Annotated in this window: 21 protein-coding genes and 1 pseudogene; 16 read left to right on the plus strand and 6 right to left on the minus strand. The window is 32.7% G+C overall.

What is annotated here, in order from left to right; all coding sequences use genetic code 11:
* Positions 1–130 precede the first annotated feature (130 nt).
* Positions 131–1,195: a 2Fe-2S iron-sulfur cluster-binding protein gene (locus G8C43_RS04980; RefSeq protein ID WP_166004553.1), complete on the minus strand. Its 1,065-nt coding sequence runs from the start codon at positions 1,193–1,195 to the stop codon at positions 131–133.
* Positions 1,196–1,314: 119 nt separating this feature from the next.
* Positions 1,315–1,725 (minus strand): hypothetical protein, encoded by a 411-nt coding sequence (locus tag G8C43_RS04985; RefSeq protein WP_105296668.1) that lies wholly within the window; start codon positions 1,723–1,725, stop codon positions 1,315–1,317.
* A gap of 189 nt (positions 1,726–1,914) precedes the next feature.
* Here G8C43_RS04985 and G8C43_RS10060 point away from each other — a divergent pair.
* Positions 1,915–3,128, plus strand: a pseudogene (locus G8C43_RS10060) (MFS transporter).
* Between the two features lie 53 nt (positions 3,129–3,181).
* Here G8C43_RS10060 and G8C43_RS04995 read toward each other — a convergent pair.
* Positions 3,182–3,628, minus strand: a complete 447-nt coding sequence (locus tag G8C43_RS04995) for a type I restriction enzyme HsdR N-terminal domain-containing protein (protein ID WP_166004555.1) — start codon at positions 3,626–3,628, stop codon at positions 3,182–3,184.
* 10 nt (positions 3,629–3,638) lie between these two features.
* Between G8C43_RS04995 and holA the strand changes: the two genes are divergently transcribed.
* The 10 genes from holA to hisIE all read left to right on the plus strand — a co-directional run bounded on the left by holA (position 3,639) and on the right by hisIE (position 12,689).
* Positions 3,639–4,649, plus strand: a complete 1,011-nt coding sequence (gene holA, locus G8C43_RS05000) for a DNA polymerase III subunit delta (RefSeq protein ID WP_166004557.1) — start codon at positions 3,639–3,641, stop codon at positions 4,647–4,649.
* A gap of 99 nt (positions 4,650–4,748) precedes the next feature.
* Positions 4,749–5,039: a putative quinol monooxygenase gene (locus G8C43_RS05005; protein WP_160564509.1), complete on the plus strand. Its 291-nt coding sequence runs from the start codon at positions 4,749–4,751 to the stop codon at positions 5,037–5,039.
* A gap of 292 nt (positions 5,040–5,331) precedes the next feature.
* Positions 5,332–6,189, plus strand: coding sequence for an ATP phosphoribosyltransferase (gene hisG / locus G8C43_RS05010; protein WP_105296672.1), 858 nt, complete (start codon positions 5,332–5,334; stop codon positions 6,187–6,189).
* Positions 6,190–6,264: 75 nt separating this feature from the next.
* Complete coding sequence (gene hisD / locus G8C43_RS05015) at positions 6,265–7,545, plus strand: histidinol dehydrogenase (RefSeq protein WP_166004559.1); 1,281 nt, start codon at positions 6,265–6,267, stop codon at positions 7,543–7,545.
* 72 nt (positions 7,546–7,617) lie between these two features.
* Positions 7,618–8,655: a histidinol-phosphate transaminase gene (hisC, locus tag G8C43_RS05020; protein WP_166004561.1), complete on the plus strand. Its 1,038-nt coding sequence runs from the start codon at positions 7,618–7,620 to the stop codon at positions 8,653–8,655.
* Positions 8,652–9,746 carry a bifunctional histidinol-phosphatase/imidazoleglycerol-phosphate dehydratase HisB gene (hisB, locus tag G8C43_RS05025; protein ID WP_160557013.1) on the plus strand — a complete coding sequence of 365 codons (1,095 nt, stop codon included), beginning with the start codon at positions 8,652–8,654 and terminating at the stop codon, positions 9,744–9,746. The genes hisC and hisB overlap by 4 nt, the downstream gene beginning before the upstream one ends.
* 117 nt (positions 9,747–9,863) lie before the next feature.
* A complete protein-coding gene (hisH, locus tag G8C43_RS05030; protein WP_166004563.1) occupies positions 9,864–10,442 on the plus strand; it encodes an imidazole glycerol phosphate synthase subunit HisH in 579 nt (192 codons plus the stop codon).
* 96 nt (positions 10,443–10,538) lie between these two features.
* On the plus strand, positions 10,539–11,252 hold the full coding sequence (hisA, locus tag G8C43_RS05035; RefSeq protein WP_166004565.1) for a 1-(5-phosphoribosyl)-5-[(5-phosphoribosylamino)methylideneamino]imidazole-4-carboxamide isomerase: 714 nt from the start codon (positions 10,539–10,541) through the stop codon (positions 11,250–11,252).
* A 100-nt stretch (positions 11,253–11,352) separates the two neighbouring features.
* A complete protein-coding gene (gene hisF / locus G8C43_RS05040) occupies positions 11,353–12,105 on the plus strand; it encodes an imidazole glycerol phosphate synthase subunit HisF (protein WP_166004567.1) in 753 nt (250 codons plus the stop codon).
* On the plus strand, positions 12,102–12,689 hold the full coding sequence (gene hisIE / locus G8C43_RS05045) for a bifunctional phosphoribosyl-AMP cyclohydrolase/phosphoribosyl-ATP diphosphatase HisIE (protein WP_166004569.1): 588 nt from the start codon (positions 12,102–12,104) through the stop codon (positions 12,687–12,689). The genes hisF and hisIE overlap by 4 nt, the downstream gene beginning before the upstream one ends.
* A gap of 84 nt (positions 12,690–12,773) precedes the next feature.
* On the opposite strand, the gene ligA is transcribed toward hisIE, so the two are convergent.
* Positions 12,774–14,777, minus strand: a complete 2,004-nt coding sequence (gene ligA, locus G8C43_RS05050) for an NAD-dependent DNA ligase LigA (RefSeq protein WP_166004571.1) — start codon at positions 14,775–14,777, stop codon at positions 12,774–12,776.
* Between the two features lie 304 nt (positions 14,778–15,081).
* Here ligA and G8C43_RS05055 point away from each other — a divergent pair, with 304 nt between their 5' ends.
* On the plus strand, positions 15,082–15,891 hold the full coding sequence (locus G8C43_RS05055; RefSeq protein WP_105296681.1) for an enoyl-ACP reductase: 810 nt from the start codon (positions 15,082–15,084) through the stop codon (positions 15,889–15,891).
* Positions 15,892–15,956: 65 nt separating this feature from the next.
* Here G8C43_RS05055 and G8C43_RS05060 read toward each other — a convergent pair whose 3' ends face one another.
* Positions 15,957–16,523, minus strand: a complete 567-nt coding sequence (locus tag G8C43_RS05060) for a hypothetical protein (protein ID WP_160541790.1) — start codon at positions 16,521–16,523, stop codon at positions 15,957–15,959.
* Positions 16,524–16,630: 107 nt separating this feature from the next.
* On the opposite strand from G8C43_RS05060, the gene G8C43_RS05065 reads away from it, so the two are divergent.
* The 4 genes from G8C43_RS05065 to G8C43_RS05080 all read left to right on the plus strand — a co-directional run bounded on the left by G8C43_RS05065 (position 16,631) and on the right by G8C43_RS05080 (position 22,315).
* Positions 16,631–18,538 carry an ATP-binding cassette domain-containing protein gene (locus G8C43_RS05065; protein ID WP_166004573.1) on the plus strand — a complete coding sequence of 636 codons (1,908 nt, stop codon included), beginning with the start codon at positions 16,631–16,633 and terminating at the stop codon, positions 18,536–18,538.
* 226 nt (positions 18,539–18,764) lie between these two features.
* Positions 18,765–19,640 carry a sulfite exporter TauE/SafE family protein gene (locus G8C43_RS05070; protein ID WP_166004575.1) on the plus strand — a complete coding sequence of 292 codons (876 nt, stop codon included), beginning with the start codon at positions 18,765–18,767 and terminating at the stop codon, positions 19,638–19,640.
* 12 nt (positions 19,641–19,652) lie between these two features.
* Positions 19,653–20,051, plus strand: a complete 399-nt coding sequence (locus G8C43_RS05075; protein ID WP_160541787.1) for a DUF1634 domain-containing protein — start codon at positions 19,653–19,655, stop codon at positions 20,049–20,051.
* A gap of 47 nt (positions 20,052–20,098) precedes the next feature.
* Complete coding sequence (locus G8C43_RS05080; RefSeq protein WP_166004577.1) at positions 20,099–22,315, plus strand: FUSC family protein; 2,217 nt, start codon at positions 20,099–20,101, stop codon at positions 22,313–22,315.
* Here G8C43_RS05080 and G8C43_RS05085 read toward each other — a convergent pair.
* Positions 22,308–22,763 carry a YqaA family protein gene (locus tag G8C43_RS05085; protein WP_166004579.1) on the minus strand — a complete coding sequence of 152 codons (456 nt, stop codon included), beginning with the start codon at positions 22,761–22,763 and terminating at the stop codon, positions 22,308–22,310. The genes G8C43_RS05080 and G8C43_RS05085 overlap by 8 nt on opposite strands.
* Positions 22,764–22,772 lie beyond the last annotated feature (9 nt).

The following is a 22,772-nucleotide window of genomic DNA, read 5'->3' on the forward strand; positions in this document are numbered from 1 at the left end:
TAATTTTTTACTGTTGACTTGTGGTAAATATACTTATTTTTACTTTAACATATAGTATTTTGCTTCTATTCCTATCGTTTAAGAAAGATGAAAATTAATATAGTACACACAAGAATGTTTTAAAAAATTTTTATGCTTCGTCTAAATTAATGGTTAATGTTTTTGTTTTAGGATGAGCCATACAGGTTAGTATTTTACCTTTGTTTAGATCATTTTCTGTTAAGACTAAGTTTTCATCTAAATATACTTCCCCTTCAGTTTTAGTACAAATACATGCTCCACAAACTCCTCCTTTACAAGAATAAGGAGCCTCTACTCCACTATCCAGTAAAGCAGTAAGTAAGGAAGAACCGTTATTTATCCAATTCATCGTTTTTGTGATTTTCCGAAATGTATAGGTAACTTTTACTTCTTTTACTGTAGAACGTTTGACTTTATCATCAAAAAAAACTTTTTCAACCGGCTCATACAATTCGTAATGTATATTTTTTTTAGGGATACCTTGCTCATAAATAGCATTAGCCAGGGTAACGATCATATCTTTTGGACCGCAAATTAGCGCTTCGTCCAATTCATCCCAATCCATAATTTGATTGATGATTAATTTAATTTTGTGAGCATCCAATTTTCCCTCAAAAAATTTATCTTGCATTTCTTGTCGGGTATAAAAAAAATAAGGAAAAAAATTAGTAGGATTTTGTTTTTGTAATTCAGTCAATTCATCTTTAAAAATTGCTTCATTTTCATTTGTATTACCATAAAAAAGATAGAATTGAACGTTAGGCTCATGATATAAGGTATCTTTGATAATGCTTACAATCGGGGCTATACCGCTACCGGAGGCAAATGCTGCCAAAGTTCTTTTTTCATTGGGTCGCGAGGGAATTCCAAAAGTTCCCATCGGAGCAGAAATCGATACAAGATCTCCTTCCTTCACATGGTTTTGCACAAATTCAGATACAAATGCATTTTTAGCCTTTTTTACAGCAAAAGACAGATATCCTTCATACGGTGCAGTGCATATCGAATATTCTCTTTCAAAGATTTCTCCATTGATCTCAAATTGAAAGCGAATAAACTGTCCCGCTTTCCAACGGAATATAGATTTTAATTCTTCAGGAATTGACAGATCTAATCGAACACTTCCAGAAGTAAGCGGTATCACTTTTTGTACATGTAAGGAATAAAATCGCATTATTTTATTATTTAAGTCTGCAAAAATACCGGATTTAAATTAAAAAAATCTTAAATCATTTTGAAGGTTTATCCGAAAAATAATGTGATTATTTGAAAAAACAGATTTAAACACAACTTTTACGGTATGGTTTCCGCATGGTTTTGTGAAGAAATTATACTGTCAACAATATATTTAGTATATCCTCTCCAAGGTAATGCTCCGAAATATTCTTTATAGTGCAAGATAACATCCTTTCCGGTAAGCTTCATTAATTGATGTGCCAATTCTTCATTATCCACAGAAAATTCAAATTCATTGGATTGCATACCTCCGGTGGTTCTTGATTTAAATCCGGTTTGAATTAATTTTCCTTCATAAGTTTTAAAAATAATCCCTTTATGCATGATATAATTTAATTGCCCGGACTTTACACTGCTGTCTCCATAAGGTACATAATAATACACATAAAATATTGCAACCCCTAAAACGCTGATAATTAAGAATAGGATTATTATTGTTTTTTTCCATGAACCTGATTTATTTTCCATATCGAACTTATGTATTTTTCTGAATTAATTGTTTTCATTTTCATTTTTGTCCCATTAAGTGAATTACCATAGTTCGATACTTATAATCATCGTAAAAATTAGTTTATCAACTTTTTATAATCCAAATTTATTCCAATTCGTACAATTGGTAATATATTTGCAGTTATTTTTTTCACCATACCTGTAACTATGGAAAAATCATCTCAACCAACCGGTACTGCATTCACCTTGTTGTCGTTATTAGCACTATCTCATATGTTTAATGACACATTGCAATCGGTTATACCTGCCATATATCCGCTTTTAAAAAATTCATTGGCTCTAACGTTTACTCAAATAGGTTTGATAACCCTTGTTTATCAAATGTCCTCCTCCTTATTCCAACCCATAATCGGAATTTTTACCGACAAGCACCCTCAACCCTATTCTTTACCCGTTGGAATGACTTTCAGCATGATGGGCGTTATATCTCTGGCCCTTGCCACTAATTTCACTCATGTGCTAGTAGCTGTTTTTTTACAGGATTAGGATCGTCCATATTTCATCCGGAAGCTTCTCGTCTTGCCTATCTGGCTTCGGGAGGTAAGCACGGTCTGGCTCAATCCATCTTTCAAGTGGGCGGAAATTTCGGGAGTTCCATAGGTCCTTTAATTGCGTTATGGATCATAACTCCTTATGGACAAAAAAATGTGGGATGGCTAGCCATCATCGCTTTATTGGGTATTGGAATAATGCTTGTAATCAGCAAATGGTACAAAAAAAATTTAGTTCTTTTAAAAACCAAAAAAGAATCCGAAAAAAATATCGGAGATCAAAATTCCATAAATAATATTTCATTGCCTCGACCTAAGGTAGTTTTAGCTATAGGTATTTTATTACTACTGGTTTTTTCAAAATATGTTTATATGGCAAGTCTTACCAGTTATTATACTTTTTATCTTATTAATAAATTTGGTGTTAGTATTGATGAAGCTCAAATCTATCTTTTCGCTTTTTTATTTGCTATTGCAGCAGGTACAATTATTGGCGGCCCTGTAGGTGATCGAATAGGTCGAAAATATGTAATTTGGATTTCCATTCTCGGAACTGCTCCTTTTGCTCTCTTAATGCCTTATGCAAATCTTACTTGGACATGCATTTTAAGTATTTTCATAGGATTGATTTTGTCATCAGCCTTTTCGGCCATTCTCATCTATGCTCAAGAATTAGTACCCGGAAAGGTGGGACTTATAAGTGGACTTTTTTTTGGTTTGGCTTTTGGAATAGCCGGAATAGCTTCTGCTATTCTAGGTAAAATTGCCGATAAGACGGGTATTCAATACGTATACTATCTTTGCTCCTTTTTGCCTTTATTGGGATTGGTAGCATCTTTTCTACCCGAAACTAAGAAAAGAAATAAATAAGCTCCTAATTTTTTAATTTAATTATTTTTTTTGTTTTAAAGTTGTTAAAATTATTAGGACCAATCAAAATCGGCAACAATTTTATACTGATTATAAACAGGGTCGTAACTGAAATACAAGTGTTTAAATCCATTGGTTAATAAAATATATTTGGATTTAATTTGCGTATTATATCGAGCGGCCTGTTCAAAGGTAGTTTGAGTAATAGGTATTTCAGGAGCTTTACATTCAACCAATAATCTGGGTTCTGATTTTTTATACAGTAAGATATCCAAACGTTTGGATTGTTGATTGAGGTTTATTTTTTTTTCGATTATAAATGCTGATTGAGGAATTTTTTTTTCGGTTTTTAAATAAAAAATAATATGTTGCCTTACCCATTCTTCAGGTGTTAGAATTAACCATTTTTTTCTAACTTCGTCAAAAATATACCAAAGAGATTTTTCCTCCTTTATTTGAAAATTATATTTTTTGGGGAAATTTAAAACCGGAAGCTCCATTATTCTAATTATGAAAGAATATAATAATTTAGTCAAAGATATTAAAAATAAAAAGTTTCTTCCTGTATATTTTTTACAGGGTGATGAGCCTTTTTACATCGATAAACTTACCGAATTACTGGAAGAAAATGTCCTAAAGGAAGAAGAAAAGGCTTTTAACCAAAATATTATTTACGGTACAGAATCTGATTTGGATCAAATTATATCTTTGGCAAAGCAATTTCCAATGGGAGCCGATAAACAGCTTATAATAATTAAAGAAGCAAAGGGATTGCCTTTTGACAAATCCGAAGCCTTTGATAATTATATAAAAAATCCTCAGCCTTCAACTATATTAGTCATCAATTATAAATACAAATCTTTAGATAAAAGAAAGTCGGTGACTAAATTACTCAGTAAACAAGGATATATTTTTACAAGCGAAAAGCTATATGACAACCAAGTACCCACTTGGATCGGTTCATTATGTCAATCAAACGGTTTGGAAATTGACGAAAAATCCAGGATTTTACTTGCCGAATTTTTAGGCACTGAACTTTCCCGTATTGATAATGAAATTCAAAAACTTAAATTAATTGTAGGTAATTCCAAAAAGATAACTCCTGAAATCATTGAACGAAATATTGGAATCAGCAAAGAGTACAACAATTTCGAATTAAGAAAGGCCATCGTTGAGAAAAATACGAAACAGGCTTATAAAATAATAGACTATTTTGAAAAAAACCCAAAAGCAAATCCTATTGTTTTGACTTTTGGAACATTAATAAGTTTATTTTCCAATATTCTTATCGTACACACTTTACCGATAAAAACTCCTCAAAATATAGCTAAAGAACTTCGTATTAATCCTTTCTTTGCTAATGAGTATTTAACCGCCATTAAAAATTATTCTTTAAAAAAAACTACTGCATGTATTGCTTATTTGCGAGATGCAGACATGAAATCCAAGGGAGTGGATGTTTCATCTCATGCAACTTCTAAAGATATCTTAATGGAAATGTTATATAAAATACTTCATTAATCAAAACATATTCATTACATACTATTAAAATTTATTTAAACAACATATATAGGGTTTTAATTATATTAATTACTTTTGACATATTAAATTATTTATACCATGTCAGAATTAAAAATAATTGCAACCATACAAGTAAAACCTGACTATCTTGATGATGTTAAAAAAATAGTGTATTCCTTAGCAGATGGCTCCCGCAAAGAAGAAGGTAATATATCTTACGATTTACACGAAAGCATAAAAGATCCTTCAAAACTTTCTATAATTGAAGTATGGAAATCCCAAGAGGCTATTAATATCCATAATAATACCAAGCTATTTAAAGATTTTATAAAATTCATTGATGGCAAATATGATGAGTTAGATATTGATGTCATAAAACAAATTTACTAGACATATAAGATTATGTTATTAATTTATATAGTAAACCCTTCATTTATATAGGATAATATAATTGTAATTTATTATTAGTGCTTTATTATATTTTTTATAAATTTGTACCAATCAATATAAACAAAAATGATTCAAACATATATACATCATCATCATTATTTACACACTTACAATCAGGTGAGGTAAGTAATTTTGTTATGCAAAATGTCAAAATAAATAATAGCCGCCTGAGTTTTCGGGCGGTTTTTTTTTAGGATCACTTCAATAGAAAAAAATTTAAAAACTATGGCTAATGAGTAAACTGAAAATTGCTATCCAAAAAAACGGACGGCTAAGTCAAAAATCACTGGAATTATTGAGTGAATGCGGAATAAAAATTCCAAATGGTAATCAAAAATTGAAAACTGTATCTACCAATTTTCCTATTGAAATCTTATTTCTTAGAGATGATGATATCCCACAATATGTAGAACAAAATGTAGCCGATATTGGAATCTTAGGTGAAAACGAAGTTTGGGAAAAAGACCGAAATGTAGAAATCATAAAGAAATTAGGTTTCGGGAATTGCCGAATGTGTTTAGCTATACCGAAAGAAGAAACATATACCGGAATTGCTTATTTTAACAATAAAAGAATTGCAACTAGTTATCCTAAAATTTTAAAGAAATTTTGCAAAAAAAACAATGTAAAGGTTGAAATTGAAGAAATCGGCGGAAGCGTTGAAATAGCACCGGGAATAGGTTTGGCTAATTGCATTTTCGATATTGTCAGCACCGGAAGTACACTTCTCATGAACGGACTAAAAGAAGTGGAAACCGTTACTAAAAGTGAAGCAGCCCTTATAAAATCAAAAAAACTCTCTCAGGACAAACAAGAAATTCTAGATAAATTATTGTTCAGGATACAATCGGTACTATATTCACGAGAAAATAAATACATCTTGTTGAATGCTCCTAATGAAAACCTGAAAGATATTATTTCTTTATTACCCGGAGTCAAAAGTCCTACTATTTTACCCCTGGCAAAAGAAGGATGGAGCAGCATACATTCTGTAATTAAAGAAGATAAGTTTTGGGACATCATTGAACAATTAAAAGAATTTGGAGCGCAAGGAATTTTAGTCATTCCTATTCAAAAAATGATTCTTTAAATTTTTATAATAAAAGGAATAACCCATTCAGTTTACTTAACAATCAACCATTTTATCTATTAATAGAGCTCAAAAATGAACATTATAAAATATCCTCCTGTAAATGATTGGCACCATTTAGTCAAAAGACCTGAAAATGAAAAAGTTTCATTGTATGAAACCGTAAAAAATGTATTTACCGATGTAAAAAATGAAGGCGACGCAGCCTTAAAAAAATATACTCTTCAATTTGATGATGTGTCTTTAACTAGCTTTACTGTTTCCAAACAAGAACTTTTTGAGGCGGAATCATTAGTTTCCGATGAATTGAAACAAGCCATCTTACAAGCTAAATCCAACATTGAAAAATTCCATCTTTCTCAAAAAGAAAAGAAGAAAATTATTGAAATACAACCCGGTATCGAATGTTGGAGGGAATCCAGAGCTATAGAAAAAGTTGGATTATATATTCCCGGAGGGTCTGCACCGCTTTTTTCGACCGTTTTAATGTTGGGAGTACCCGCTAGAATTGCAGAATGTAAAGAAATTGTATTATGCACCCCTCCCAATAAAGAAGGCAAAATACATCCGGCCATTTTATATGCAGCAAAAACGATAGGTATCAAAAATATATACAAGGTAGGAGGTGTTCAAGCCATCGCAGCGATGACTGTAGGTACAGAATCCATTTCACCTGTCTATAAAATTTTCGGTCCGGGAAACCAATATGTAACCGCGGCTAAACAATACGCCCAAGAATTTAAAGTCAGCATAGATTTACCTGCAGGGCCCAGTGAGGTATTAGTAGTGGCCGATTCGTCCGCTAATCCTGCGTATGTTGCTTCCGATTTGCTCTCACAAGCAGAGCATGGCCCTGACAGTCAAGTTGTTTTCCTAACCACGGATTCAGAAATTTTAAATCAGACCCTAGCCGAGATCAATACTCAACTTGAAAGTCTTCCTCGAAAAGAAATTGCTAAAAAAGCTTTACGTAATAGTCTAGGTGTTTTATTGAATTCCTTAGAAGAATGTTTTCAATTGAGTAATCTTTATGCTCCGGAACATCTGATCTTGGCTATTGATCATGCTAAAAACTATACACACTCTATTGAAAATGCAGGATCTGTATTTCTAGGCAATTACAGCTGTGAAAGTGCCGGAGATTATGCAAGCGGAACGAACCACACATTGCCTACTAATGGCTATGCACGAAATTACAGCGGGGTTTCTCTGGATAGTTTTTACAAAAAAATCACTTTTCAAGAACTAACCAAAGAGGGATTGCAAAAGATCGGAAATACTATAGAATTAATGGCTGAAGCTGAAGAGCTGCAAGCTCATAAAAATGCGGTGAGCATACGTTTACGATCCAATTAAACTAATTTATATATTTTATTTAAAAATAAATAGGGTAGAATGAACGCTTTTAATTCAATAAAAATAATAACCATGAAAAATATAAATCAACTGGCCCGTCCCAATGTGCTTGCCATGCATCCGTATTCTTCCGCAAGAGATGAATCCGGAGGAATAGAAGGTATTTTTTTAGACGCCAACGAAAACCCTTTTGGAAACAATAACCGTTATCCGGATCCCTACCAAAAAGATTTAAAACAAAAATTAAGTGAAATTAAAAATATTGCCACGGAAAAAATTTTTATTGGGAACGGAAGTGATGAAATAATAGATCATATTTATCGGGTATTTTGCAATCCCGGTAAAGACAAAGTTATGTTTTTCAGTCCAACTTTCGGAATGTACCAGGTAGCAGCAGAGTTGAACGATGTTACGATTGTTGATATTCCTCTAACATCCGATTTTCAAATCAATATCGAAGAAGCTCAAAAATATTTCAACGATGATAATTTAAAAGTAATTGTTATTTGTACTCCCAACAATCCGACCGGCAATGCGATTAATCCAAAAGATATTGATTTTATACTAAAAAATTTTAATGGAATTGTTGCAATCGATGAAGCATATATAGAATTTACCAACCAACCTTCCTATATGGAAAAAATGGATCAATACCCAAATCTTGTACTGTTCCAAACGCTCAGTAAGGCTTGGGGTATTGCGGGAGTACGTATTGGTATGGCCTATGCTCAACCTGAAATTATTCATTTACTTAACAAAGTAAAGCATCCATATAACATCAGCGAATTGAATCAAAAGGCAGCTTTGGAAGCGCTGAATCAAAGCAGTGAATTTGAAAAAAGAAAAAAAATTATTCTTGAAGAAAAAGAAAAATTGCGTTCTGCTTTGGAAAAGCTATCGCTAGTAACGAAAATTTACCCTTCAGATACGAACTTCTTGCTCGTTGAATTCTCCGATTCCAATCAAGTTTTCCACCAATTAATGCAAGAAGGTATCATTGTACGAGATCAATCCTCCAAAATTAACAACAGTCTTCGTATTACGGTTGGATCTCCGGAAGAAAATTTAAAATTAATTAATTCATTATCTAGGCTAAACGATACCTTATGAAAAAAGTATTATTTATAGACCGTGACGGCACTTTAGTTAAAGAGCCTCCGATAGATTACCAATTGGACAGCTTGGAAAAATTGGAATTTTATCCCCTGGTTTTCCAAAGCCTTTCCAAAATATCCCGTGAAATGGATTACGAATTGGTTATGGTAACCAATCAAGATGGATTGGGTACCGAATCCTTTCCTGAAGAAACTTTTTGGCCTTCACAAAATAAAATCATCAAAGCTTTTGAAAATGAAGGAATAACGTTTTCTGAAATTCTGATAGACAGAAGTTTTGAACATGAAAATCTCCCTACACGAAAACCCGGAACGGGAATGTTAACTCATTATGTAAAAGGAAAGTATGATCTCTCCCATTCGTATGTAATTGGCGATCGATTAACCGATGTACAATTAGCAAAAAATTTAGGCTGTCGCTCTATATATATGGGAACGGAAGAAAATTCCGGTGCAGAATTACAAACGCAAAGTTGGGAAGAAATTTATCACTATTTAAAAAAGCAACCCCGAAAAGCTAAAGTGATTCGTAATACTAAAGAAACCAAAATTTCCGTGGAAATAAATTTGGACGGTTCGGGAAAAAGTTCCATATCCACAGGCTTGGGCTTTTTTGATCATATGTTGGAACAAATAGCTAAACATGGTTCAATGGATTTATATATTAAAGTAGACGGAGATTTGAATGTAGATGAACATCACACTATAGAAGATACGGGAATTGTTTTAGGTGAAGCTATTTTACAAGCGCTTGGAAGTAAAAAAGGAATTGAAAGATATGGATTTCTATTACCGATGGATGATTGCTTGGCTCAAGTAGGCATCGATTTCGGGGGGCGTCCGTGGATCGTTTGGGAGGCAGAATTTAAAAGAGAAAAGATCGGAGAAATGCCAACCGAAATGTTTTATCATTTTTTTAAATCTTTTAGCGATAATTCGAAATCTAACTTAAATATAAAAGCGGAAGGAAGTAATGAACATCATAAAATAGAAGCTATTTTTAAGGCCTTTGCAAAAGCTATCAAAATGGCTGTTAAACAAACCGATGATAATTTTGCCATTCCAAGCACAAAAGGCAGTTTATAATACAAAAACTTATTTTTTACTTTTTACCGTTTATTTCTAAAGTTTTAAATAATAAAGTAATTCAAAAACTTATGAAAAATTCATACTTTCAAAAATTATAAAAAAGGCTTGTGAAAAATGATAGCAATTATAAAATACAATGCAGGTAATATTAAATCAGTACAAAACGCACTAACACGCTTGGGGGTTGAATCTGTTGTGACCGATGATCCCAACACGATAATACATGCCGATAAAGTAATTTTTCCGGGAGTAGGCGAAGCCGGAAGTGCTATGTCATATTTGCAGGAAAGAGGTATGGATATTTTAATAAAATCGATTACACGTCCTTTTTTGGGGATTTGTTTAGGACAGCAGTTAATGTGTTCTCATTCGGAAGAAGGCAACACTCATTGTCTGAATATTTTCGATGTTAACGTTCGAAAATTTCCTTCTACCGATATTGTGCCTCATATGGGTTGGAATACAATCTATGATTTAAAGGGAGAAATTTTAAAAAAAAATACTGACCATGATGATGTATACTTTTTGCATAGTTACTATGCGGATTTATGTGCAGAAACTTCTGCTACCTGTACTTATATTTTACCGTTTAGTGCTGCTTTACAAAAAGACAATTTTTTTGCTACTCAATTTCATCCCGAAAAATCGGCAGATGTGGGAGATCAAATATTAAAAAGTTTTATTGAGCTGTAAGCTTCTGCTTAGATAAAAAGTTATCATTCAATCAACGGTATGTTACGAGAAAACCCTCGTAACTTTAACAAAAAATAATAAAGCTGAAATAAAAAAATGAGAATTATACCCGCCATAGATATTATTAACGGAAAATGTGTACGTTTAACTAAAGGAGATTATTCTACGGAAAAAATTTATCGGGAAGATCCTTTGGATGCCGCTAAAGAATATGAGGATATCGGAATTCAATATTTGCATGTGGTTGATTTAGACGGCGCAAAATCCAACCGAATCATCAATTATAAAACACTCTATAAAATAGCTTCCCAAACAAATTTAAAAATTGATTTTGGAGGGGGCTTAAAAAGCGATGATGATTTGAAAATTGCATTTGAAAATGGAGCTTCACAAATTACGGGCGGAAGTATTGCCGTAAAAAATCCTGAATTATTTCTTTCTTGGCTTTCAACTTTTGGAAATGATAAAATTATTTTAGGGGCAGATTGTAATCATCGAATGATAGCCACCCAAGGTTGGACAGAATCTTCCTCTTTAGATGTAGTTGATTTTATTAAAGAATATGAGAAAAAAGGCATTCGTTATGTAATTTGCACAGATATTTCCAAAGACGGAACTTTAGAAGGCCCATCAAATCAATTGTATGAAGAAATCCTTCAATCGACTTCCATACATTTAATAGCCAGTGGGGGGGTGTCTTCGCTGGAAGATTTGCTTAAACTAAAGGAACTAGGTTGTGAAGGCGCTATTATCGGAAAGGCTATTTATGAAGGAAGAATCAAATTGAAGGAACTTAAGCAATTTTTATAAAACGGGTAAAGCAATTTTATAGAAACTTTGTATAATAACTAAACTATCGCTTTAGACTTTCCATGCAAATTTTAATTTTTTAAAAAAAATATAAAAAGAAGTGCTAAAAAAACGTATAATTCCTTGTTTGGATATAAAAAACGGCAGAACTGTTAAAGGAGTAAATTTTGTGAGTCTCACCGATGCCGGTGATCCGGTAGAATTGGCTAAAGCTTATGTGCAACAAGGAGCGGATGAATTAGTTTTCCTGGATATAACCGCAACTATTGAAAACCGTTCCACCTTACTTCACTTAGTAGAAAAAATTGCTAATGAAATTAACATTCCATTTACGGTAGGAGGAGGAATAAATTCTGTGGAAGATGTATTTTCTTTAACTCAAGCAGGTGCAGATAAAGTTAGCATAAATTCTTCAGCTGTAAGAAGACCTGAATTGATTTCAGAAATTGCTTCCCGTTTCGGAAGTCAATGCGTGGTAGTTGCTGTGGATACCAAAAAAGAAAATACAGGTTGGAAAGTGTATACTCACGGGGGAAGAACCCCGACTACGATTTTAACATTAGATTGGGTAAAAAAGGCGGAACAACTGGGAGCTGGTGAAATTTTACTTACTTCCATGAATAGTGACGGCACAAAAAACGGATTTTCTCTTGATATTACGCATGATGTTGCATCTAGCGTAAATATTCCCGTTATTGCTTCAGGAGGAGCCGGTACTAAAGAGCATTTTTCGGATGTATTTTTAAACACTAAAGCATCGGCGGCTCTGGCTGCCAGTGTATTTCATTTTAATGAGATTCCCATCCCCGAATTAAAAAGATTTTTAAAAACTAAAAATATTCCTATACGATGAAATTAGATTTTGATAAAAGTAACGGATTGATTCCTGTAATTATTCAGGATGAACTTACCCTGCAAATACTCATGCTGGGTTATATGAATGAAGAAGCCTTTGAAAAAACAAAAAGGGAAGGAAAAGTGACTTTTTTCAGCCGCTCCAAAAATCGATTATGGACGAAAGGTGAAACCTCCCATAATTATTTATGGGTAAAAAAAATTGATATAGATTGTGATCACGATACTCTTTTAATTAAAGTTTCTCCAGAAGGACCTACCTGTCATACGGGAAGTTATTCTTGTTTTGAGGAACAAAATGCAAAAGGATTTGTATATAAATTACAAAATATAATCAGTCAACGAATTGACGAAAAAGTAAACGGGTCGTATACTTATCAACTTTATCAAAAAGGAATTAACAAAGTAGCACAAAAGGTAGGTGAAGAGGCTGTTGAAGTTGTTATTGAGGCAAAGGATACGGATGATGTTTTGTTTAAGAATGAAGCAGCAGATCTGCTATACCATTACCTTATCCTTTTGAAAGCAAAGGGTTTTCAATTGGAAGATATTGAAAAAGTATTATTTGATCGAAACCATTAAATATAGGAACTGCAATCAAAAATTGCAGTTCATACTCTAATTTTATCCATTTGTTCTAACGAGTTGACTCATTTTCTTTCGGGTTTATGCCTTCTTTTCAAATAAGTCTAGAAATTGATATTCATCTAATATATGTACTGTTCCCAATTGTTCAGCCTTTTTAAGTTTCGATCCGGCTTTTTCTCCTACTACCAAATAATCTAAATTTTTACTCACGGATGAAATATTTTTTCCTCCATTTTTTTCTACCAATTCTTCGGCATGTTCTCTTGTGAAAGCGGTTAATTTCCCTGTAAATAAAAAAGTTTTTCCTTCTAAAATATGGGAGATTTCTTCCTGAGAATCTTCTGTTTCGAAATGTAAACCTGCTTTTTTTAATCTGTCAATGAGTGCCAAATGTTCGGGTTTGGCAAAATATTCTTGTATGCTTATGGCTATTTTATTTCCTACATCAGCCGTATTTTCCAGTTCTTCTAACGTTGCATTTTGTAACCCCTCAATTGATTTAAATCTTTTAGCCAGTTTCTTAGCCATGGTTTCTCCTATATGACGAATTCCCAACGCATATAAAACCTTCTCAAAAGGGATTTGTTTTGAATTTTCGATACCGTCAATTATATTTTGAGCCGATTTATCAGCCATTCTATCAAGTCCGATTAATTGTTCTTTTTTTAAGGTATAGAAATCCGAGATATCTTTGATCAATCCATTTTCATAAAGCATTGAAACCGTCTCTGCTCCTACGCTGTCTATGTTCATGGCCTTTCTGGAAACAAAATGTTCCATTCTTCCCATCACTTGTGGCGGACAAGACTTTTCATTAGGACAAAAATGAGCAGCTTCTCCCGGTTCCCGAACTAAAGGTGTACCACAAGCCGGACAATTCTTAATAAATTCCAGCTTAATCGTGCCCGGTTCTCTTTTATCATAATTCACATCCACAATCTTGGGGATAATTTCTCCTCCTTTTTCTACAAAAACCATATCATTGATTCGTAAATCCATATTAGCGATAAAATCTTGATTGTGAAGAGAGGCTCTTTTTACTGTGGTTCCTGCAACTAACACCGGTTTCAAATTGGCTACCGGAGTTATTGCTCCCGTTCTTCCTACTTGATAGTCAACACTTAATAATTGTGTTTCTACTTTTTCGGCCTTGAATTTATAAGCAATGGCCCATCGAGGAGATTTAGCCGTATAACCTAGTTCTTCTTGTTCTGAAATGGAATTTACTTTTATTACGACTCCGTCAATCTCAAAGGGAAGATGATATCTTTCCGTATTCCAATGTTCAATAAATGCCGTTACCTCTTCTAGATTGGTACACAATCGGGCATAATTTCCTACTTTAAATCCCATGTCTTTAGCATGTTGCAAAGAATCCCATTGGGTACTGTATCCTCTTTCATCAGTAAGTACATAATATAAATAGCAATCAAGGCCCCTTTTTGCTACCGCCTCGCTATCCTGAAGCTTTAAACTTCCACTAGCCGTATTTCTTGGATTGGCATAGGGTTCTAATCCTTCTTTTTTTCTTTCTTCATTGAGTTTATCCAAAGATTTTTTGGGCATGATAATCTCTCCTCTTATATAAAAACGTTGCGGATATTTACCTCTGAGATGAAGCGGAACAGATCGTATAGTTCTCACATTATGGGTAACATCATCCCCTTGAAAGCCGTCACCTCGGGTAACTGCTTGAACTAGCTGTCCGTTTTCATATAATATACTGATGGATAATCCGTCGTATTTTAATTCACATACATATTCTACTTTTTCATCTATAGATTTGGCTACTCTTGTTGCCCAATCTTTGATATCGTCAAATGAGTAACTATTATCGAGTGAATACATCCTTCTTTCATGTCTTACGGTAGGAAAAATCTTAGTTATTTGCCCTCCTACTCTATGGGTAGGTGAACCGGGACTGTCTAATTCCGGATTTTCTTTTTCTAATTGCTTCAGCTCATTCATCATCTGATCAAACTCATAATCCGAAACATCAGATTGATCTAATACATAGTATTTGTAATTTAAATCCGTTAGTTCCTTCCTTAAAAATTCAATTCTGTCTTTAGTATTACTCATATTTAGAATATTTATTCAAATTTATAAACAATGGTTGATATGTTAAATACTAATGGATACTATTTAGTATACTAAGTATTTTTTATCTATATTTTTATAAAAAATCGATGCATTTTAGATTAAATTATACCAAAATACACAAATCATGCTCAATTTTCATTTATAAGGGATTATGCAAAATACATCGTATAATTTCTTTAGTTTTTATGAATTGATTTATTAATCGGGTTAGATACTAAACTTTTCGGTTACATATAAAAATATTTACATAAATTTGTTCTGTTAACATTTTTAAATAAATACTATGTCTCACGGATTATTAAAGGGGAAAAAGGGAATTATTTTCGGGGCGTTAGATTCTAACTCCATTGCATGGAAAGTTGCAGAACAAGCTCATGCAGAAGGAGCTGAATTTATCCTTACTAATTCCCCAGTCGCTCTTAGAAAAGGGGAACTTAACGCATTGGCTGAAAAAACCGGCTCTGATACGGTTCCTGCTGATGCCACTTCAATGGAAGATTTGAATAAACTTTTCGATCATGCTCTTGAAAAATTCGGAAAGCTTGATTTTATTTTACATTCTATAGGAATGTCTATTAATGTCAGAAAAAATAAAGATTATACTGATATAAATTACGAATGGTTAACTAAAGGCTGGGATATTTCTGCCGTTTCTTTCCATAAAGTTATGAAAACTGCTTGGGATAAAGACGCTATGAATGAATGGGGTAGTATTTTAGCTCTTTCTTATATTGCCGCTCAAAGAACTTTTCCTGGCTATAATGATATGGCTGATAATAAAGCTTATTTGGAAAGTATTGCAAGAAGTTTCGGTTACGAATGGGGAATCCGTAACAAAGTTAGAGTTAATACAATTTCTCAATCGCCTACTCCTACTACTGCAGGAAACGGGGTAAAAGGTTTTGGTGGATTTATTGAATTTGCTGAAGAAATTTCTCCGCTTGGTAATGCTACCGCTGAGGAATGTGCAAATTATTGTATTACGTTATTTTCCGACCTAACCAGAAAAGTAACTCTTCAAAATCTTTTCCATGATGGAGGTTTCTCCAATGTTGGAGTTAGTGAAAGAGTTATGAAACGTTTTGAAAAATAATTGGTTAATAAAATTCTATAAAAAAAAGAGGCTTATTTTAAAGCCTCTTTTTTATAGAAATACTTTTATTTCAGTTTCGGTTGTAATTTAATTACTTGGTCATCATTAATATGATAGTATTTAATTACAGCGTTATAATCTTTGTAATCAATAGGCATTTTACTACTAAATGCATTACCGGAAGAGCTTCCCGGGATAATAACAATTCTAAAAACTTGTTTATTAATTAATCCAGGAGTTAAAGTCAAATCATAACTTCCACCGGCATAAATATTAAAATCTTCAATACTAAAATCATAATCATAAGAAAATTCGCTTTCAGTAATCCCATCATTATTCAAATCAACATAAAAAGTTCGAGGTATAAGTTGCCATACATCTTTACCGGAAGCATTTTCAGCAGAAAGCCTATATATTAATAAATGATCACCGTTTATAATGGCCGGTCTAAGCTCTCCGTTGATCACCCAACCCAATTGACTGTCAAATCTAAAAGAACTTTCAATTTCAAATACTCTTGAAATTGTATCCGTGTTAACTACAACACTTCCTTTGTCATCATCGTCACTGCAACTAGTTAAAAATACAGTAAAGCATAATGTTAGTACTACTATTGATACTATTTTTTTCATAAAATTATATTAAAAAACTAATTTACATATTTTTCTTATAACAAAGACAAAAATGAAGGAATTAAGTTTAAAATCGTATCTTTGCATGTTCAAAATTTAACAAGAAAATGATATTAGTCCAGAATCTAGGTTTACATTTTGCAGGATCTTATCTATTTGAAAATGTAAATTTTAGAATTAATAAAAATGATCGTATTGGATTAGCGGGTAAAAATGGTGCAGGTAAATCAACTTTATTAAAAATTTTGTCCGGTGAGCAACCTTCAACTGAAGGAAATGTTGAAAAAGAAGGAGAAGTTCGCATTGGATTCTTAAAACAAGATTTAGATTTTGAGAAAGGAAGAACCGTATGGGATGAGGCAAAACTGGCTTTCAAAGAATTAAATATAATCAATGAAAAAATTGATACAATCAATCATGCTCTTGCTACAAGGACCGACTATGAATCTGAGGAATATCACAAGCTTATTCATGATTTAACCGATCTAACCGATCGATTTTCTCATTTAGGCGGCTACAATATTGATGGAGAAATTGAAAAAATTTTAAAAGGTTTAGGTTTTAAAGAATCCGATTTTAATAGGCTTACTGATGATTTTTCAGGAGGATGGAGAATGAGAATTGAGTTAGCTAAACTCTTATTGGAAGAAAATGATGTGCTTCTTCTTGACGAGCCTACCAACCATTTAGATATTGAATCCATCATTTGGTTGGAAAGTTTTTTAATTACTTATAGCGGAGCGGTGGTGCTGGTATCACACGATAAACAATTTTTAACCAATGTTACCAATCGAACCATTGAAATTTCCAATAAATCCATTCAAGACTATAAGGCTAATTATACCAAATACCTTATTTTAAGACAAGAAAGAAAGGAAAAACTTCTTCAGCAACAAAAAAATCAAGAACAAGAGATTAAGCGTACAGAACAATTAATCAATAAGTTCCGTGCAAAAGCTAGTAAAGCTTCTTTTGCTCAATCTCTTATGAAGAAATTAGATAAGGTAGAACGCATTGAGGTGGAAGATGAAGACATAACTCGTTTTAATATTCGTTTCGAACCGAGTATCACTCCCGGAAAAATAATTTTTAAAGCTGAAAATTTAGGTAAATCTTTCGATACACATACTATTTTCGAAAATGCCAATTTTTATATCGAACGTGGAGAGAAAATAGCTTTCATCGGTCAAAACGGTCAGGGAAAAACTACTATGGCTAGAATTATGGATGGCTTATTATCTTATCAGGGTAAACTTGAAATAGGCCACAACGTTCAAATTGGATATTTTGCTCAAAACCAATCCGAAGAGCTAAATGCTTCTAAAACTATCTTAGAAGAAGCTGAAGATTCTGCTACAGAAGAATCTCGTCCTAAAGTTCGAGACTTGTTAGGGTCATTTCTTTTTCAAGGAGATGATGTACATAAAAAAGTGTCTGTACTTTCCGGAGGGGAAAGAAATCGATTGGCTTTATGTAAATTACTTCTTCGACCTTTCAATACGTTGATAATGGACGAGCCTACGAATCACTTGGATATACAATCTAAAGCGATATTAAAACACGCCTTAAAGAATTTTACGGGGACACTGATTTTAGTATCTCATGATCGTGAATTCTTAGATGACTTAGCCGACAAGATTTTTGAATTCAGAAATGGAGAAGTAAAAGAATTTTTAGGTAATATCAATGAATATTTAGAGTATCGTAAAAAAGAAAATATGAGAGAAGTTGATATCGAAAAATCAACTACCCGTAAAGTGACTTCAGAAAATACACCTACTAAAGCTTCTCAGGAAAAGCAATTTAAATCGAAAGAACAAAAATCGTTAGAAAATAAATTGTCTAAACTTGAAAATGACATTGAAAAAACAGAACAAAAAATTTCTGCTTTTGAAGATTTATTTAGTAAGGAAAATCCAAAAGAGGAAGATATTAAGGAGTATTCTGAATTAAAGGAAAAGCTTACCCGATTTACTCATGAGTGGGAGAACATGTTTTCTCAATTAAACGGATAGGTATGGTATGATTTCCTTTTAAAGGATAGTTACCTATTATAAATGAAAGTATTTATATTTTGCAATTAACCCTTTGTTCATCAGTATTATAAAACTCTATGTAAAGGGTTGTTTTTTTACCTTAATTTTTCAATTATTGGACTATAGAATTAAATTTAAATTAATAGTAACAGATTAAAGTAGGAATCTTTAAATTTGTTACTTAATTTCTTAATTTTAATTCATTTTGACTATAATAACTTTTACAATTATTCTATTTTTTGGAGCAATTGCAGCGGGTACTCTGGGTTCTCTTACCGGACTTGGCGGCGGAGTAGTCATAATTCCTCTATTAACTCTGGGTTTTGGTGTTGATATTAAATATGCTGTTGGAACCGCATTGGTTACTTCGATAGCTACTTCTTCGGGGGCTGCAGCTGCTTATATTAAAGAAGGAATGACTAATGTGCGTATTGGAATGTTTCTTGAGATTGCTACCACCCTGGGAGCAGTTTTAGGTGCCTTACTTGCTGTTTTTCTACCTACTTCCGCAATTTATATAATTTTAGGTTTCACTCTTATCTTTTCATCTGTCATGACTTTAAGAAAGAAAAATGCATCTATAGATTATACTGCTCCGGGGAGTAAATTAGCTACTACATTGAAATTAAACGGAACGTATCCTACTCCTGACGGAATTAAAAAATATAATGTTCGAAATATTGGTGCGGGTTTTTCTCTAATGACTATTGCCGGTGTGCTTTCCGGTATCTTAGGTATTGGATCGGGAGCGCTTAAAGTATTAGCTATGGACACGGCTATGAAAATACCTTTTAAAGTTTCGACTACTACTTCTAATTTTATGGTAGGGGTTACTGCAGCCGCCAGTGCAGTTATTTACTTTCAAAGAGGTCAAATTGATCCCTTTCTTGCCATGCCTATAGTGGTAGGGGTTTTGTTTGGAGCTTTTCTAGGTTCAAAAATATTGATGGCTATAAACGTTCAGCTGTTACGTAAAATTTTCAGTTTGGTTATTGCTATTCTTGCAATTCAAATGATCTATAGAGGATTGGAACCTTCATTGATTAAATGGTTTCCAGATATCAATTTTCCTAAACTTTAAGCTGAGTGTGTTATGAGTAATTTATTTTCGAGAAAATTTTGGGAAGAACGTGATGTAGAGCTTTATATTGGTAAGTTGCTTCGTTACGGAGTTATTCTTTCTTCTATTATTACTATTACCGGCGGAGTAATTTATATATCTCAACATCCGGATCAACAACTCAATTTTAAAACATTTGTAGGGGCCCCAAATTATTTGAGGGAATTATCTACTTTATTACCCGCTGTTTTAAAATTGGACGGGTTAGCAATTATACAGCTGGGAGTTGCCGTTTTGATCGCCACTCCTATTCTACGGGTTGCTTTTTCAATAGTGGCTTTTGCTATTGAAAAAGATCGAATGTATATTGTTATTACCTGTATTGTTTTAGCTATTATCTTATCAAATATGATTTTTGGTTTGGAAGGATAAAAACTAACCGGAAATTCTAATTTACTAATCACTGCTTACAGATTTTCATGCAGCAAAAAATTAAACATATAGTCTCCGAAAGTACCTTTTTTATTTTTGGTTTTTATTTTAGTCGTGGCTTACGTATTGCTCTTGCTATTGTAATCCCCCTACTCGCCGGATGGTTTTTTAAGAGACCCGATATCGGTATAGTTGCTTCTTCCGGAGCTCTTGTAGCCGGACTGGGAGATAATCCCGGATCTATTCGTGTTAAATTTTATACTCAATCTATTGCCGCTTTATTTTACTTTTTAGTGGTTTTTGTGTGTCAGTTGTTGATATCACATGAAATTATTTTCGGTATTTGGATTACTTTGTGCGGCTTTTTCTTTTCCATGTTTTTTATTTACGGCTCTCGTGCGGTTAGTGTTAGCACCTCTTCTTTATTATGTGTGGTCTATGCATGTAGTTTTGAAGCTAATCACATTATAACTAATACGTTGGGAATGATGATGGGTATTGTATGGTATGGATTTATTTCATTGGTTTTATGGAGAATTCAACCGTATAGGGTGATTGAACAAAAAATTAGTGAAAATATTAAACTTTTAAATGAGTATACTGAGCTAATACATGAGTACTTTTTGTTAAAAATTAAAAATCCTGCTAATAGTCAAAAACAAACAGAGATTTTAAATAAGCTTTTTGAAAAACAAACAAAAATACACAGTACTCACGAGGATATCCGAGAAAATCTTTTTAAACTGCGGATTAATGCAAAAAGTTTTTCTGCAAAGGGCAGAAAAATGACTTTAATTTTCAGCGCATTAATCGATCTGTATGAACAACTTTTATCATTAAATTGTCAAGATGACAAGTTGATTCAATCTCTGGTTAAAAGTGGGCTAAAAAGGGATTTTGAGTATCATTTATCCAATATGGAAAAAATCCTCTATGAATTAAGTTGGTCTATAAACTTCCATAAAAAGGTCACTGTAACTATTGATACCGCTCCACTGGATCGTTTTAAAGATAAAATACTTTCGATTGAAGAAAAGGAAAAAAATAATGAGAAATCCGTTATTGATATCAATGCTTTAAAACATGTTCGTTTTATTTTTAAATCATTTTATAAACAAACCGGTTTTATTAAATCACTTATCAACGGAGAGTTTAGATCGGAGAGAAAACAATATGAGGATTTGGATTTGGAAAAGTTCACCAGACAATATAATTATAGCTTTTCTACATTTAAAGCTAATTTAAATCTTAAATCCAACATTTTTAAACATGCTTTACGAGTAAGTGTAGCCATATCGGTTTCTTATATAATTTGTACTTTACTTAAAATTGAGTATTTTGCTTGGGTTTATTTAACCATCATTTTAATTTTAAAACCTTTTTATGGAAATACGAAAAACTCTTCTATTCAAAGGTTGCAAGGTACTCTAATCGGGGGAGTATTAACGTTGGGTCTCCTTCTTGTTACGCATAACATTTATGTGATTTCAATAGTAACTTTTATTTGTATTGTGGGCGCTTATAGTTTTATACCAATCAGTTATAGAACGGGGGTTGCTTTTGTTACCATATTTGTTATACTCCTGATTTTTCTGGAACACAGCGGAAGTGATGGTTGGACAAATATTTATCATCGTTTGGGAGGAACAACAATTGCCGTTGTGATCAGTTTTATTTTAAGTTTTTCTTTTCTTCCTACTTGGGAATATAAAAATCTTCCTGTATTGATTGAAAAGTTATTGAAATATAATTTAGATTATTTTACAAAAATAACTTATAATTTATTGAATGTTGAAAAGCTTTCTGATACCGATATAAAACTGTCCAGAAAGGATGTTTTGTTGGGAACTTCCAATTTATCAAGTACTTTTCAAAGAATTGTATCAGAACCTAAAATTTCAAAAAATTACAAATCCGATATATATAATATTCAAACTTTTATAAACCTACTTTCTACAAGAATATCATCCCTTAGATCCTATATTAATGAAAACAGTAAAGCATCTGATATAGATAAACAGTTGATCTCATCTATTGAAAATACTTTAAATAAATGTTTACTAAATATCAAAGGGTCTTCCTTTGATTGCGATACGGAATGTCAAGAAAAAGAGGAAGAATTAAATATTTTGGCGGACGATCAATCATTAATTTCTTACCAGCTTCGGGAAATTAATCTTTTATCACAGCAAATTTATTCCTATATAAATAAGCTTAATAATTTTCAGGAGTGGAAAGATTCTAAAAGGGATTTTTCTATTTAATGAAATTTGCAAAACCTTTATAAGCATACATAATTAAAAGGTAACGAAATAGTTTACCGGCTAACATGGACAGGGATACGATATAGACATTGGATCTCATATATCCTAAGGCTACAGGTATGATATCTCCAATAATGGGTAAAAAAGAAAAAAAGGAAATATATGCTCCTTTTTTATTTAATTTTTGAGTGGCTTTATCAATTTTTGTTTTATTTATTTTTAAATATTTTTCAATCCATTCAATTTTACCCAGCCTTCCCAGGTAGTAACCGGTCATTCCTCCTAACCAGTTTCCAATGGTAGCTATCAGAATACTTAACCATGGATTCCCGCCCATAATGAGTATTCCTGTAAGAACTGCTTCGGAGCTAAAGGGTAAAATGGTTGCTGCGAGATAAGAAGCAATAAATAATCCTATATATCCATAGTCAACTAATCCGTCTAACATATAAAATTA

The organism is Apibacter sp. B2966 (assembly GCF_011082485.1).
In the GTDB taxonomy this organism is placed as follows: Bacteria; Bacteroidota; Bacteroidia; order Flavobacteriales; family Weeksellaceae; genus Apibacter.

Bases quoted from the DNA above. Each gene is read 5' to 3' on its own strand.
- G8C43_RS04980 (WP_166004553.1), bottom strand. From the start codon at position 1,195: ATGCGATTTTATTCCTTACATGTACAAAAAGTGATACCGCTTACTTCT.
- G8C43_RS04985 (WP_105296668.1), bottom strand. From the start codon at position 1,725: ATGGAAAATAAATCAGGTTCATGGAAAAAAACAATAATAATCCTATTC.
- G8C43_RS04995 (WP_166004555.1), bottom strand. From the start codon at position 3,628: ATGGAGCTTCCGGTTTTAAATTTCCCCAAAAAATATAATTTTCAAATA.
- holA (WP_166004557.1), top strand. From the start codon at position 3,639: ATGAAAGAATATAATAATTTAGTCAAAGATATTAAAAATAAAAAGTTT.
- G8C43_RS05005 (WP_160564509.1), top strand. From the start codon at position 4,749: ATGTCAGAATTAAAAATAATTGCAACCATACAAGTAAAACCTGACTAT.
- hisG (WP_105296672.1), top strand. From the start codon at position 5,332: ATGAGTAAACTGAAAATTGCTATCCAAAAAAACGGACGGCTAAGTCAA.
- hisD (WP_166004559.1), top strand. From the start codon at position 6,265: ATGAACATTATAAAATATCCTCCTGTAAATGATTGGCACCATTTAGTC.
- hisC (WP_166004561.1), top strand. From the start codon at position 7,618: ATGAAAAATATAAATCAACTGGCCCGTCCCAATGTGCTTGCCATGCAT.
- hisB (WP_160557013.1), top strand. From the start codon at position 8,652: ATGAAAAAAGTATTATTTATAGACCGTGACGGCACTTTAGTTAAAGAG.
- hisH (WP_166004563.1), top strand. From the start codon at position 9,864: ATGATAGCAATTATAAAATACAATGCAGGTAATATTAAATCAGTACAA.
- hisA (WP_166004565.1), top strand. From the start codon at position 10,539: ATGAGAATTATACCCGCCATAGATATTATTAACGGAAAATGTGTACGT.
- hisIE (WP_166004569.1), top strand. From the start codon at position 12,102: ATGAAATTAGATTTTGATAAAAGTAACGGATTGATTCCTGTAATTATT.
- ligA (WP_166004571.1), bottom strand. From the start codon at position 14,777: ATGAGTAATACTAAAGACAGAATTGAATTTTTAAGGAAGGAACTAACG.
- G8C43_RS05055 (WP_105296681.1), top strand. From the start codon at position 15,082: ATGTCTCACGGATTATTAAAGGGGAAAAAGGGAATTATTTTCGGGGCG.
- G8C43_RS05060 (WP_160541790.1), bottom strand. From the start codon at position 16,523: ATGAAAAAAATAGTATCAATAGTAGTACTAACATTATGCTTTACTGTA.
- G8C43_RS05065 (WP_166004573.1), top strand. From the start codon at position 16,631: ATGATATTAGTCCAGAATCTAGGTTTACATTTTGCAGGATCTTATCTA.
- G8C43_RS05075 (WP_160541787.1), top strand. From the start codon at position 19,653: ATGAGTAATTTATTTTCGAGAAAATTTTGGGAAGAACGTGATGTAGAG.
- G8C43_RS05080 (WP_166004577.1), top strand. From the start codon at position 20,099: ATGCAGCAAAAAATTAAACATATAGTCTCCGAAAGTACCTTTTTTATT.
- G8C43_RS05085 (WP_166004579.1), bottom strand. From the start codon at position 22,763: ATGTTAGACGGATTAGTTGACTATGGATATATAGGATTATTTATTGCT.